Source organism: SAR86 cluster bacterium, from assembly GCA_023703615.1.
GTDB lineage: Bacteria > Pseudomonadota > Gammaproteobacteria > Magnimaribacterales > D2472 > MED-G85.
Genome location: CP097971.1, coordinates 637,391 through 651,804 on the forward strand (window position 1 = coordinate 637,391; position 14,414 = coordinate 651,804).

The window sequence follows — 14,414 nt, forward strand, 5'->3', positions numbered from 1 at the left end:
TATTTAATCTGATAACGGCTCAATCTCACTAAGAAGCGGATGTTCATGATGATTAGCCATACTGTTAACTTCTAAAGATAGCATTTCAGCTATTTCTTTTGAAAATATACCACAAACTCCTTTACCTTTGTTATGAACGGCCATCATTATTTGCGTTGCTTTTTCATGAGGATGTCCAAATACTGTTTGAAGAACGAATACTACAAACTCCATAGGCGTATAATCATCGTTTAAAAGAACAACTTGATACAAAGGGGGTTCCTTAACTTCAGGTTCTTTTTCTAAAACGACTGCACCAGTATTTGATGATGAATTATCTTTTTGATCTGATAATTTAATCATTACATTCTTTTAATCATTTCATCGGCAAAACCTGAACATGTAACGAGGTCTGCATCATTCATCATTCGTTCAAAATCATATGTAACTTTTTTTGCAGCTATAGTTTTTTCCATTGAGCTAATTATTAAATCAGCAGCTTCTGTCCAACCAAGATGTCTAAGCATCATTTCTGCTGAAAGAATTAAGCTTCCAGGATTAACACGATTTTGCCCAGCATATTTAGGGGCAGTTCCATGAGTAGCTTCAAAAACTGCATAATTGTCTGAAAGATTTGCTCCAGGGGCAATACCAATACCGCCAACACATGCAGCCAATGCGTCTGATATATAGTCTCCATTTAGATTCATTGTTGCTATAACATCATAATCTTTGGGTCTTAAAAGAATTTGTTGCAAAAAAGCATCACATATAACGTCTTTTACAACTATGTCTTTTCCTGTTGAAGGATTTTTAATAATTTGCCAAGGGCCTCCATCAAGATCTTCAGCACCATAATCTCTTTTTGCTACTTCATAACCCCAGTCTCTGAAAGCACCTTCAGTGTATTTCATAATATTACCTTTATGGACCAAAGTAACAGAAGATTTATTGTTATCTATTGCATAATCGATTGCTTTTTTTACCAAGCGATTAGTTCCACCGTATGAAATAGGTTTTACTCCAATTCCAACATTTTCAGGATAACGCATTTGATATACACCAAAATCTTTTTCTAAAACTTTAACAATTTTTTTTGATTCAGCCGATTTTGCCTTAAACTCAATACCAATATAAATGTCTTCAGAATTTTCTCTGAAAATTACCATATCAACATTTTCAGGTTTTTTAACTGGTGAAGGAACGCCATTAAAATATCTAATTGGTCTTAAGCATACGTATAGATCCATTATTTGTCTTAAACTAACGTTAAGTGATCTAATACCCCCACCTACTGGTGTTGTTAAAGGACCTTTTATGCTAACAATAAATTCTTTAAGAGCTTCAATTGTTTCATCTGGTAGCCAAGTATCTTTTGTATAAACTTTTGTTGATTTCTCTCCACAGTATACTTCCATCCATTCAATTTTCTTTTTATTGTCATAGGCAATTTTTACTGCATTATCTACAACATTTTTCATTGCGGGCGTAATGTCAACACCAATTCCATCTCCTTCTATGAAAGGTATTATCGGATTATCAGGCACGACCAATTTTCCATCGCTATATTGGATTTTTTCGCCATTTTTTGGAACTTTTATTTTATTAAATTTCATACTAAAAATATCCTGTTGTTATCTGTATTTATGATGAAAATCGTTCATAATTATACTCCTAAAAATATAAAGAATGTGTTAACGCATATAAAAATAAGCTAATGATTGATAAAAAAGTAGTTGTAGGTATGTCTGGGGGCGTTGATTCATCTGTAGCTGCTTACATATTAAAGGAGCAAGGCTATGAAGTAGTTGGTTTATTTATGCAGAATTGGCAAAGTGAACCAGGTGAAGTTTGTACATCAGAAATAGATTTTAAGGACGCAGCAAAAGTTTGTGACATTCTAGATATTAAACTTCATAGGGCAAACTTTTCAGATGAATATTGGGATAGAGTTTTTAAAGAGTTTATTAGTGAACATGAAAAAGGTAGAACACCCAATCCAGATGTTTTATGTAACAGAGAAATTAAGTTTAAAGCTTTTCTAGAATATGCATTTAAGATAGGCGCAGATCTTATTGCGACTGGACATTATGCAGATTTAGTTAAAGAAGATAACAGAACATATCTTAAAAGAGCAATAGATGAAGATAAAGATCAGACTTATTTTTTACATGAAGTTAAGGAGAGTGATTTCGAGAAATGTCTTTTTCCACTTTCAAATTTAAATAAAAGTGAGGTAAGAAAAATTGCTGAGAAATTAAATTTACCAATAGCAAACAAAAAAGATTCTGTTGGTATATGTTTTATAGGTGAAAGAAACTTAAAAAATTTTTTAGGCAAATTTATGTCATTTACTAAAGGTGAAATACTAGATGAAAAAAATAATCTAATAGGTAAGCATCAAGGTGTACCACTTTATACAATTGGTCAAAGACAAAGACTTAATATAGGAGGATTAAAAAATAAAGAAGAGCTTCCATGGTACGTTTATGACAAAGATACAAAGAAAAACATTTTATATGTTTGTCAGGGTTTGAATAATAAGAAATTAATGCAAGATGGATTGAAAATTAATAATATAAGTTGGATAAATGATAAAGCCATTACATATCCTCTGGAATGTTCTGTTCAAGTAAGACATCAGCATAAACCTGTTCAATGCAGATTAAATAAAGAAAAGGATATGTATAAAGTAACTTTTAGTGAGCAAATTCGTGCAATTACTCCAGGACAGTCAGCAGTTTTTTATAAAGATAATATTTGTTTAGGAGGCGGAATAATAGATGAATCTTTTTAACTCCATTATTTGTATAATGTACCAATATGAAATATAGCCATCAGAATATATCACCTTTAGATAGTAGATATGCATCAAAAATTTCTAACATTAGGGATAATTTTAATGAAGGTAATTTAATAAAAGTAAGATTTGAAATTGAGATAGATTGGTTAATATTTATTTGTACAAAATACCCTAAGCTTTTTGTATCAATGAATCGAATAAATATAAATAAACTATTAAAATTTAAGAAAAGTTTTAACGATCAAAGTATCAAAAGAATAAAAAAAATTGAAAAAACAACTAATCATGATGTAAAAGCTGTTGAGTACTTTATAAGAGATCATTTTCAAAAAGATAAACAACTTCAAAAATTTATACATCTTATTCATTTTGGATTAACAAGCGAAGATATTAATTCATTAAGTTATGCTATTTTAATTAGAGATGGTAAAAAAGCTTACATAACTGAACTGGTTAAATTAAATAAGTCTATCCAAAAATGTGCATCTAAGTGGTCAAATATATCATTTTTATCTAGAACACATGGACAACCTGCATCTCCATCAACCATAGGAAAAGAATTTAAAGTATTTAAAAAAAGACTAGATTTAGAGATACAAATACTTAAAAGTATAAATGAAATGGCTAAGTTTAGTGGTGCAACAGGAAACTTCCATACTTTAGAACTTGTAGATAATAAAACAAATTGGATAAATGCGACTAAAAAATTTATTAATCAATACAAAATTAATCAGAATCCATATACAACTCAAATTGAGTCACATGATTGGATATCTCAAATAAGTCATTCGTTTGTTCGAATTAATAACATTTTGACAGATCTTTCTCAAGATATGTGGATTTATATATCTAATGACATATTTTCGCTCAAAATGATTAATGATGAGGTAGGTTCCTCTACTATGCCGCACAAGGTTAATCCAATTGATTTTGAGAATGCTGAAGGAAATCTGGGTTTGTCAAATGCCTTATTTAATTTTTTTGCAAACAAACTATCTAAATCAAGATTACAAAGAGATCTTTCAGATTCTACTGTTTTAAGAAATATTGGCTTAGCTTTTGGCTATGCAAGCCTTGCTATATTCTCAACTCAAAAGGGATTATCAAAAATAATACCCAACAAGAAAATAATTACTGAAGAATTAGATAACAATTGGGAAGTACTAACTGAAGCTATCCAAACAATCATGAGGCTAGAAGGTATTTCAGATGCATATGAACAGATAAAAAAACTTTCTCGAGGAGCTTCAATTAATAAAGACGATTATATAAATTTTGTTACCAAACTTAATATTAGTAAAACCTCAAAACAAAAGTTACTAAATCTAACACCACATTCTTATGTTGGTTTATCTAGTTATCTTTCTAAAAACTAAATCTAACAAAAATAGTAGTAAAACTACATAAAATAAAGCTTATATTCTTTTTTAAAGCGTTATATGCAATACAATATTGACTTTTGAGTACAAGTATTATTTACTGCACTACATATTTTATTAATAGGGAAATTATATGTCTAAATTAAATGATCTGTCAGAAGATATAAAAAAAATTGAATCTATGAATTCGGATAAATGGAGTTCCATAAAACCTGAATATGTTGCAAGAATGCGTCTGCAAAATCAATTTAAAACAGGCATTGATATTGCCAAATATAATGCATCAATTATGCGAAAAGATATGGAAGAATATGATGCTGACTCATCTAAATATACACAATCATTGGGTTGTTGGCATGGTTTTATTGGACAACAAAAACTAATTTCTATAAAAAAACATTTTAATGATACAAGTAAAAAATATTTATATTTATCTGGCTGGATGATTGCTGCTCTTAGATCTGAATTTGGACCATTACCGGACCAATCTATGCATGAAAAAACTTCAGTAGCATCATTAATAAAAGAATTATATACATTTCTTAGACAAGCAGATGCGAGAGAACTTGGAGGATTATATAGAGATTTAGATGAATCTGAAGGAGATGCTAAAAAAGAAATACAGAACAAAATTGATAACTTTCAAACTCATATTGTCCCTATTATTGCAGATATTGATGCTGGTTTTGGAAATGAAGAAGCTACATACCATATGGCAAAACAAATGATTGAAGCTGGAGCATGTGCTATACAAATAGAAAACCAAGTATCTGATGAGAAACAATGTGGTCATCAAGATGGAAAAGTTACTGTGCCACATGCAGAATTTCTTGCAAAAATTAATGCTGTTAGATATGCGTTTCTTGAACTAGGTGTTGATGATGGAATTATTGTAGCCAGAACAGATTCTCTTGGAGCTGGATTAACTGCAAGGATTGCAATTACTAAAGAAAAAGGTGACTTAGGTGATCAATATAATTCATATTTAGATTTAGAAGAGGTAAATCAAGAAGATATGAATCATGGAGATGTGATGATTAACAAAGATGGTTATTTATTGAGACCTAAACGTTTACCTAGTAACTTATATAAGTTTAAAGAGAACACTGGTGAAGATAGATGTGTTTTGGACTCTATAACTAGTTTACAAAACGGTGCGGACTTAATATGGATTGAAACAGAAAAACCGCATATTGGTCAGATAAGTGGAATGATGTCTAGAATAAGACAAGTTGTTCCAAATGCTAAGTTAGTTTATAACAATAGTCCATCATTTAACTGGACACTAAATTTTAGGCAACAGGTTTATGATTCAATGTTTGAGTCTAATGAAGATGTTTCAAGTTATGATAGAGATTCACTAATGGATGAAAAATATGATAAAACTGACCTTGCAATTAGAGCTGATGAAAAGATTAAAACATTTCAAGCTGATGCTGCTAGAGAAGCAGGCATATTTCACCATCTAATAACGTTACCAACTTATCATACAGCTGCTCTATCTACTGATAATCTTGCAAAAAGATATTTTGGAGAGGATGGTATGTTGGGATATGTTAAAAATATTCAAAGAAAAGAAATTCGTCAAGGTATAGCATGTGTTAAACACCAAAACATGGCAGGTTCTGACATGGGTGATGACCATAAAGAGTATTTTGCAGGTGATGCAGCATTAAAAGCATCAGGTAAAGATAATACTATGAATCAGTTTTAGCACAGCTCTCTAATTCAGTCTTTCCACATATGTTACATTTACCATCATCTGAATTCATAATACCTCCACACGATCCAGAAATAGGCTTATTCCTTAGTATTAGACCTATAGATAAAGCACCAAAGGATATCAAAATGACGACAAAACTTATTAAGAAAGTATTCATGGAACCAGATCATACCATTTTTTTGTTTTAATAATCGAAATCTCATCATAATCGTTAATTATAAACATTGCTGCAATATTATATTTCTCTGCAAAAATAAATGACTCAGGATAAGTCTGTGCATTTAATGCTGTAGCATAGGCATCCGCTTCAGTAGCATTATAGTTATTTATAACAGTCACAGATAGAACAGAAATATCATTATTATTAGTTGAATTTTGTTTAATAGTGTGTGAAATTTTTTTACCTTCATTTATCAAAAAATTTCTATACTCGCCAGAAGTTGCTATTGATAGAAAATTAGATGACTCAATTATATAAATATCACTATTTTGAAATTGGTTAGGATCTTGAATAGCTATTTTCCAAGTATTTTTATTATTCTTACCGTTTACAATTAATTCACCACCAATATCTATCAAGTAATTTTTATGATTTTTACTTAAAAGATATTCATGAATTTTTTGAACTGCGTAGCCTTTAGCTATAGAGGACAAATCCAGCCAAGTGTTTTTACCAACATTGATACTCTTATCATTATTTATAGACCATTTACCATCAGCTAAATTTGGGTTTGGCATTTCATCAAAAACTGGAGCAAATCCATTTGAAGCAGATAAATGGCCAAAACCAATTTTATAAGCTTCATTTTGATTTTGAATTTTGTAAGCTATTTTTAATATTTCATGAAGATCATCTGAAACAATATTATCTTTTATCAGGCCTCTATTTAAGAAGTTAATTTCAGAATTATATTTATAATTAGATGCCATGATATCGATATCACTTAATATTTTTTCGACATCACTTTTATTTATTCTCTTTTCAGCATTTATAGACCAAGTTGTACCGAAAATTGATCCAGAAATGATATATGAATTTGAAAAATTATATAAAACGGCAAAAGTAATGCATAGAACGCCTGCAAATATAGCTACAAATTTTGAGAATAAATATCTATCCACCAAAATCGTCTAAAGCAATATTCTCTGGTTCTACACCCATGTCAATCAACATATCAATAACTGCTTTATTCATCATTGGAGGACCACACATGTAATACTCACAATCCTCTGGAGCTTCATGTGATTTTAGATAGTTTTCATACAGCACATTATGTATAAAACCAGTCTCACCATCCCAATCATCATCTGGTTGAGGATCTGATAATGCAACATGCCACTCAAAGTTATCATATTTATCTGCAAGATCATTAAATTCATTCACATAAAACATCTCTTTGAGACTTCTTGCGCCATACCAAAAAGTAATTTTTCTATCAGTATTAATTCTTAAAAGTTGATCAAATATATGAGATCTCATAGGAGCCATTCCTGCACCACCTCCAACAAATACCATTTCTGCATCAGTTTCCTTCGCAAAAAATTCTCCAAATGGTCCAAAGACTTTTACTTTATCTCCTGGTTTTAAGCCAAACGTCCATGATGACATAACGCCTGGAGGTACATCTTGACCAGGTGGCGGTGATGCAATTCTAATATTAAATTTTATTACACCTTTTTCTTCAGGATAATTTGCCATTGAATATGCTCTAATAACCGGTTCATTACTAACAGATTTATTATTCCAAACTTTAAATTTATCCCAATCTTCTCTGTATTCATCTTGAATATCAAAATCTTTGTATTCTAACTCATAAGCAGGTGCTTCTAATTGAACGTACCCACCGGCTTTAAAATCAACATTCTCACCTTCAGGTAATTTTAAAATTAACTCTTTTATAAATGTGGCTACATTTTCATTAGAAACAACTTCGCATTTCCATTCTTTTACACCAAATACTTCTTCTGGTACTTTAATTTTAAGATCATTTTTTACTGGAACCTGACATGATAAACGCCACCCATCATTTTTTTCCTTTGAATTAAAATGTGATTCTTCTGCTGCCAAAATTGATCCACCGCCTTCTAAAACCTGACATTTGCATTGACTGCATGTACCACCCCCACCGCATGCTGAAGCCAGGAAGATATTGTTTTCCGATAGTGTTTGTAATAGTTTAGACCCTGCTGGTACAGTAATTGGATTTTCTGAATCTCCATTAATTTCTATAGAAACGTCGCCCGTAGCAACCAATTTTGATCTAGCTGCAATAATTATTAAAACAAGTAACAACACAATTCCACAAAATAAACCCACGCCAAAAATTAAATCAATACTCATAATTAAAGTGATATTCCTCCAAATGACATAAAACCAAAACTCATTAATCCTACTATTATAAAAGTTGCACCTAAACCTTTTAGCCCTTCAGGTATATCAGAATATTTTAGTTTTTCTCTTATACCAGCAAGAATAACGATTGCTAAGGCCCATCCAAATCCAGCACCAAAACCATATACAATACTTTCACCAAACAAAAGATCTTTTTCTATCATAAACAGCGATGCACCTAATATTGCACAATTAACAGTTATGAGTGGTAAAAACTGTCCTAATGCTGAATATAATGCAGGAACGTATTTATCCAGAAACATTTCTAAAATCTGAACTACAGCTGCAATAACTCCTATGTAACTTATTAATTCAACAAATTCTAGATTTGTGCCACTTATTCCCATCCATACTAAAGCATCTTCTCTTAGGAAATAGTTATATATAAGATTATTTATGGGGACAGTTAACAAACATACAACTATCACTGCTATTCCTAATCCAAATGCTGCATCAATTTTTTTAGATATAGCTATAAATGTGCACATTCCAAGAAATACAGATAACGCAATATTCTCTATAAATACTGTAGTAATAAATATATTTAAATAATGTTCAAACATTTAATTCTTTTTTTGTTAAATTTGGAGCTGTTGTATGATTAGATAACTTATAGTCATCCTCTTCAACTTGAGCTGGTCTGTAAGCTCTAATAGCCCAAATAAATAAACCAATTATAATAAATGAGCTTGGGGGTAATAATAATAAATTATTACCAACATACCATCCACCATTTGAAACAAGGGGAAGAATTTCATATCCCATTAATGTTCCAGCTCCAAAAAGCTCTCTTAGAATAGCAACACCAATTAATATTATGCTATATCCAAGTCCATTACCTAATCCATCAAAAAAACTTAATAGTGGTTTTTCTTTCATTGCAAATGCTTCAGCCCTACCCATGACAATGCAATTTGTGATTATTAATCCAACAAATACTGAAAGCTTTTTACTAGTTTCATAATCGTAAGCTTTCAAAAATTCATCAACAACAATGACTAATGATGCAATAATCGTCATTTGTACAATTATTCTGATACTACTTGGTATATGGTTTCTGATTAATGATATAAACAAGTTTGAAAATGCTACTACGCTTGTTAGAGCCACACACATTACTAATGTTACAGATAAGTTACTAGTAACAGCTAAAGCTGAACAAATGCCTAAAATTTGTAATGTAATTGGATTTTCATCAATTAGAGGCTTAACCAAAACTTGTTTATATGCTTTAAGATTCATAATTCAATTCTCTAAATAATTTTGAGTACCCTTCGTCACTAAACCAATATGACAACATATTGGTTACACCTCTACTAGTTAATGTTGCGCCTGATAATCCATCAACTTTATATTCGCTATCATTGTCATCCATTTGAACTTTGCCTTTAATTACTGCTAATTGAACTTTATCATCCTTATATATTTTTTTTCCTGGCCATAATACTTTCCATTTAGGATTATCTACTTCAGCACCAAGACCGGGAGTTTCTTTATGATCGTAAAATTCTAATCCGGCAACAGTATTGAAGTCTTCTTCAATTGAAATATAACCATAAAGAGTTCCCCATAAACCATAACCTCTAATTGGTAATATAAGCTTATCAATAGACGAGTCAGCATTACGGACAATATAAAATTTTCCAACATTTTCTCTATTTTTCACAATTGCAATATCTTTTGATGCTGGAATTTGAGTAGATAAACTTGGATCTCTTGTGACAGCTATTTGATCATAGGTTTCAATATCAAAATTCTTGTATTCTTCAATGATCTTGCCAGATGTAAAGTCTATAAATTTCATTTCTAGCTGTGAAAATTGTGATGCAACATCTTGATCTACTTTATAAATATTAGCAGCTTGAAGAATTTTAATTCGCATATCATTGAGTTTATTTTCTTTTTGCATATCTCTTAATGAAACTGCTGAAAAAGAAACAATTAATGAACAAATTAAACAAATACCAAGTGCTACGCTTAATGTTTTTAAAATTGAATCATTCATGACGTTAAAGCTCTTCTTTTCCTGATATTACTCATAACTACCATATGATCTATGACTGGAGCTAGTAAATTTGCAAACAAAATAGCTAGCATCATACCTTCCGGAAATGCAGGATTAATTACTCTTATTAATATTACTAAAACACCAATAACAAATCCATATATCCATCTACCTGTATTAGTTCCAGAGCCTGAAACTGGTTCAGTTGCCATAAAAACTAAACCAAATGCAAAACTTCCAATTACAGCATGCCAGTACCACGGAACATAAAACATTGGATTAGTTTCAGAGCCAACTATATTTAAAAATGATGACATTAAAATCATACCAATTAAAGTGCCTAAAATTATTCTATAAGATGCAACTTTTGTATAAAGCAAAATTGCTAAACCAATAAGTATTGCTATTATTGAGGTTTCACCGACAGAACCTGGAATATTACCTATAAAAGCATCAAACCATGAGAAATTATTATACAACCCTGGTAGTCCATCTTCTGCAGCTACACTTAAAGCAGTAGCCCCACTATAACCCTCTGGAATAATGTTATTATCTGATAATCCAGCGACCCAAACTTTATCGCCTGATAATTGCGCTGGATATGCAAAATAAACAAAAGCTCTTCCTGTAAGTGCAGGATTTAAAAAATTTTTACCAGTACCACCAAAGATTTCTTTACCAATTACTAATCCAAATGTTATACCCATAGCTGCTTGCCACAAAGGAATATCCGGTGGACAAGTTAATGCAAATAAAACTGTAGACACAAAAGCTCCTTCATTAATTTCATGTCTTCTTATTACGGCAAATAAAGTTTCCCATGCTATGCCTACGACAAAAATAACAATGTAAATTGGCAAAAAATATGATGCTCCAAACCAAATCTTTGCAAAAAAACTATTTTGATCATAGCCAACAATATTAACTATGTAGTGATGCCAGTCACCAGTATTAGTTTTACCTATGAGTTCTAAATATTCCAATGAATGAGAGCCTAAATTATACATTCCATAAAACATTGCAGGAAAAGTAGCTAGCCATACGGTAACCATAATTCTCTGAATATCAACTGCGTCTCTTACATGAACTGGGTTTGTAGTTTTTTTTGTTGCTGTAGATGAAAATATAAAATTTTCAAAGGCATCAAATAAAGGAAACCACTTAGAATATTTCCCATCGTTAATAAAATTGGGTTTAACATTATTTATATATTTTCTTAAAAATTTCATTGTTCTGAATATAAAGTGTTGAGATTGTCCATTAGTATTGAAGAATAATCGTACTTACTTGGACAAACATAGGAACATAACGCAAGATCTTCATCAACTAATTCAAGCATACCCAAATCAACTGCCATCTCAATGTCTGATACAACCAAAGCTTTTAATAATTGAGTAACAAGTATGTTTTGTGGAATAACTTCTTCATATGAAGGTACTGGAACTATTGCTCTATCACCCCCATTTATAGAAGTATTAAATTTATATTTACTTGGTTTTACCATTGATGATGTAAATACATTTAGCTTTGAATGAAGATTTGTACCTGGCATAAGCCAGTTCAAGAAAACATCATTTCCTTCATCAGGTATTACTGAAACTAAAGAATCATAAAATCCTAAGTATTTCATAACACCCTCAGATTCATGACCATTAATAACTGAACCAGAAATAATTCTGCATTTATCACTAATCTTTCCTGCAGTTAATTCATCGAGATTAGCGCCCATTCTTGTATTCAATAATGATGGTTCATAAACCGATGGGCCAGCTAATGCAATGAGTTTATTTGTTCTTATTTTCTTATTATTTATAAGATAACCTATTGAAATTAGGTCTTGAAAGTTAATAGTCCATGCAATTCTGTCCATACTTACTGGATAAATTTGACTAATATGAGTTCCACTTAAGCCTGCAGGATGAGGTCCGATAAACTGATGATAATTAATACCATCTAAATAAGTGTTAAAGTTGTGATTTTGGTAAACTAAATTTATATCGCAATTAAAAATTTTTTTAATAGTTTCTAGCCCTTTTTCAAAGTTATCTTCATCATGAGTAATTATTTCATATGGATCAATTGACAAAGGGCTTGAATCACACGCGTTTATAAAAACTGCATTTGGTTGCGAGTCAATACTTGGAGTTCTATTAAATGGCCTTGTTCTAAAGGCAGGCCATAATCCTGATTTTATTAAAAGTTCTTTTAAGTTTGTATTATCAACTTCAAACTCTACGAATTCTTCATTTTTACTTATGTCTATTTCAACAGATAAAAATCTTCGTTTATCTCCTCTGTTAACAGAAGCTATAACTCCACCAGCCGGAGAGGTATAGAAAACTCCAGGATTTTTTTTATCTTCAAAAATTATTTCACCAGCCTTAACAGCATCACCCTCTCTTTTAATTAAGGTTGGTTTCATTCCAACAAAATCATTAGATAGAATTGCTACCGTTGATATTATTGGTATATCAGTTATTTTCTTTGAAGGCGAACCCGAGATAGGAAGGTCTAATCCTTTTTTAATAATTGTTACTTGTTTCTGAGTCAAAATTTTAGTGCAATAAATGAGTAAAAACGTTGTGATTATAAAGGTAAATTGGGGTTGATTCTACAATTTCAACCAATTGGCTTAGGTAATCTTTCTAACGATATATTAGCAATTTTTTTAGTTAAATTGATAACTTGCTTTGAATAACCATATTCGTTGTCATACCAGCAATAAAGTGTCAATTTATTACCTTTTGTTATCGTAGCTTTTGAGTCAATAACGCTGGCAAAGGGACTTGAATAAAAATCAGTGGAAACAATCTCTGACGAATTGACATATCCAAGAATTTCTCGAAATTTTGAATGAAATGCCATAGACCTTAAATAATCATTTATTTTATCAGTAGTTATTTCAGTACCTAATTCAAGTGATAAAATTGCCAAGCTAACATTTGGTGTAGGCACTCTTATAGCATTACCTGTTAATATTCCATCTAGCTCTGGAATTGCCTTACCTACAGCATTTACAGCACCTGTACTTGTAAGAACCATATTTAACGGCGCACCCCTTCCTCTCCTATCACCTTTGTGAAAATTATCAATTAAATTTTGGTCATTTGTATAAGAATGCACAGTTTCAATATGACCACTGATAACTTTATATTCATCATTTATTATTTTTAATACTGGGACAATCGCATTAGTAGTACATGATGCGGCTGAAATTATTGAATCATTATCGTAAATATGATCATTAACTCCAAAAACTATGTTCTTAATATCACCTTTTGCAGGAGCTGTTAGTATTACTTTGTCAGCACCACTATTTAGGTGTTTTGAAAGAGCTTCTTCATCTCTCCATACACCAGTATTATCTATAACAATAGGATTGCTTATTTTGTATTTTTTATAATCAACAGTAGCTGGGTTATTTGCATATATTATTTTTACAGGGTTGCCATTTATTACTAAATTCGAATTTTCTTCATCAACTCTAACTGTGCCATCAAATGATCCATGAACAGAATCTTTCGATAACAAGCTTGCCCTTTTATATATATCCTCACCTTTTGCTTCTCTGATAACAATTGCTTTTAATCTGTAATAGTTTCCAGGACCAGTATTTTGAACCATCATTCTTGTGATTAATCTACCAATTCTTCCAAAACCATATAAAACGATATCTTTAGGTATTTCTGGTCGTGATGATTCATGATTAATAACTGATTCTAATTCTTTATCAATATAACTTTTGATACCAGATGAGTCATCCTTGAGTTTTTCAAATTGAGGATAATTTACGGCCAGTTCACCAACATCTATCTCACAGTCGGCAATATTTAATGTTGAAATATATTGCAAAATGGGAAAAGTTTCTTGCTCACTTAATTCATTTTCATCAACTTGACGAGCAAATCTATGCGCTCTCATGATTCCAACGGGCGACTCATTGACAAGTGATTTACCATAGATCAGAACATTTATACCATCTCTGTACAAATTACCAATAATGGGAACCATCAACTCAGCCAATCCTTCTCTCCACTTCCAATCACCAAATGAATCTGCAGGTAAAATTCTGTTTTGTCTTTTAGTAGATTGGAGATTGATATCTCTTTTATCGCTCATAAACTAATTATAAA

Annotated in this window: 14 protein-coding genes; 3 read left to right on the forward strand and 11 right to left on the reverse strand. The window is 31.1% G+C overall.

Annotated elements, in window-relative coordinates; translation table 11 throughout:
* Positions 1-3: 3 nt before the first annotated feature.
* Entirely contained in the window at positions 4-342 is a 339-nt protein-coding gene (gene clpS, locus M9C80_03310) for an ATP-dependent Clp protease adapter ClpS (protein URQ68981.1), read from the reverse strand.
* A complete protein-coding gene (gene icd, locus M9C80_03315; protein URQ68982.1) occupies positions 342-1,595 on the reverse strand; it encodes an NADP-dependent isocitrate dehydrogenase in 1,254 nt (417 codons plus the stop codon). Before icd ends, clpS begins: the two co-directional genes overlap by 1 nt.
* Before the next feature lie 101 nt (positions 1,596-1,696).
* Here icd and mnmA point away from each other — a divergent pair, with 101 nt between their 5' ends.
* From mnmA to M9C80_03330, 3 genes are all read left to right on the forward strand, one after another.
* Entirely contained in the window at positions 1,697-2,776 is a 1,080-nt protein-coding gene (gene mnmA / locus M9C80_03320; protein URQ68983.1) for a tRNA 2-thiouridine(34) synthase MnmA, read from the forward strand.
* A 26-nt stretch (positions 2,777-2,802) separates the two neighbouring features.
* The gene (gene purB / locus M9C80_03325; protein URQ68984.1) at positions 2,803-4,158 is read left to right on the forward strand and encodes an adenylosuccinate lyase; all 1,356 of its coding nucleotides are present in this window, start codon (positions 2,803-2,805) and stop codon (positions 4,156-4,158) included.
* Between the two features lie 184 nt (positions 4,159-4,342).
* Positions 4,343-5,875 (forward strand): isocitrate lyase, encoded by a 1,533-nt coding sequence (locus M9C80_03330; GenBank protein URQ70197.1) that lies wholly within the window; start codon positions 4,343-4,345, stop codon positions 5,873-5,875.
* Here the strand turns inward: M9C80_03330 and nqrM are convergent.
* The 9 genes from nqrM to M9C80_03375 all read right to left on the reverse strand — a co-directional run bounded on the left by nqrM (position 5,859) and on the right by M9C80_03375 (position 14,400).
* Positions 5,859-6,041 carry a (Na+)-NQR maturation NqrM gene (gene nqrM, locus M9C80_03335; protein ID URQ68985.1) on the reverse strand — a complete coding sequence of 61 codons (183 nt, stop codon included), beginning with the start codon at positions 6,039-6,041 and terminating at the stop codon, positions 5,859-5,861. The genes M9C80_03330 and nqrM overlap by 17 nt on opposite strands.
* Positions 6,038-7,006, reverse strand: a complete 969-nt coding sequence (locus M9C80_03340; GenBank protein URQ68986.1) for an FAD:protein FMN transferase — start codon at positions 7,004-7,006, stop codon at positions 6,038-6,040. The genes nqrM and M9C80_03340 overlap by 4 nt, the downstream gene beginning before the upstream one ends.
* Positions 6,999-8,225: an NADH:ubiquinone reductase (Na(+)-transporting) subunit F gene (nqrF, locus tag M9C80_03345; GenBank protein URQ68987.1), complete on the reverse strand. Its 1,227-nt coding sequence runs from the start codon at positions 8,223-8,225 to the stop codon at positions 6,999-7,001. The genes M9C80_03340 and nqrF overlap by 8 nt, the downstream gene beginning before the upstream one ends.
* A gap of 2 nt (positions 8,226-8,227) precedes the next feature.
* A complete protein-coding gene (gene nqrE, locus M9C80_03350; GenBank protein ID URQ68988.1) occupies positions 8,228-8,839 on the reverse strand; it encodes an NADH:ubiquinone reductase (Na(+)-transporting) subunit E in 612 nt (203 codons plus the stop codon).
* Positions 8,832-9,518 (reverse strand): NADH:ubiquinone reductase (Na(+)-transporting) subunit D, encoded by a 687-nt coding sequence (locus tag M9C80_03355; GenBank protein ID URQ68989.1) that lies wholly within the window; start codon positions 9,516-9,518, stop codon positions 8,832-8,834. Before M9C80_03355 ends, nqrE begins: the two co-directional genes overlap by 8 nt.
* Positions 9,508-10,281, reverse strand: a complete 774-nt coding sequence (locus M9C80_03360; GenBank protein URQ68990.1) for a Na(+)-translocating NADH-quinone reductase subunit C — start codon at positions 10,279-10,281, stop codon at positions 9,508-9,510. Before M9C80_03360 ends, M9C80_03355 begins: the two co-directional genes overlap by 11 nt.
* Positions 10,278-11,510 carry an NADH:ubiquinone reductase (Na(+)-transporting) subunit B gene (locus M9C80_03365; protein ID URQ68991.1) on the reverse strand — a complete coding sequence of 411 codons (1,233 nt, stop codon included), beginning with the start codon at positions 11,508-11,510 and terminating at the stop codon, positions 10,278-10,280. Before M9C80_03365 ends, M9C80_03360 begins: the two co-directional genes overlap by 4 nt.
* On the reverse strand, positions 11,507-12,832 hold the full coding sequence (locus M9C80_03370) for a Na(+)-translocating NADH-quinone reductase subunit A (protein URQ68992.1): 1,326 nt from the start codon (positions 12,830-12,832) through the stop codon (positions 11,507-11,509). Before M9C80_03370 ends, M9C80_03365 begins: the two co-directional genes overlap by 4 nt.
* A gap of 68 nt (positions 12,833-12,900) precedes the next feature.
* Positions 12,901-14,400 (reverse strand): glyceraldehyde-3-phosphate dehydrogenase, encoded by a 1,500-nt coding sequence (locus M9C80_03375; protein ID URQ68993.1) that lies wholly within the window; start codon positions 14,398-14,400, stop codon positions 12,901-12,903.
* Between the last annotated feature and the right edge of the window lie 14 nt (positions 14,401-14,414).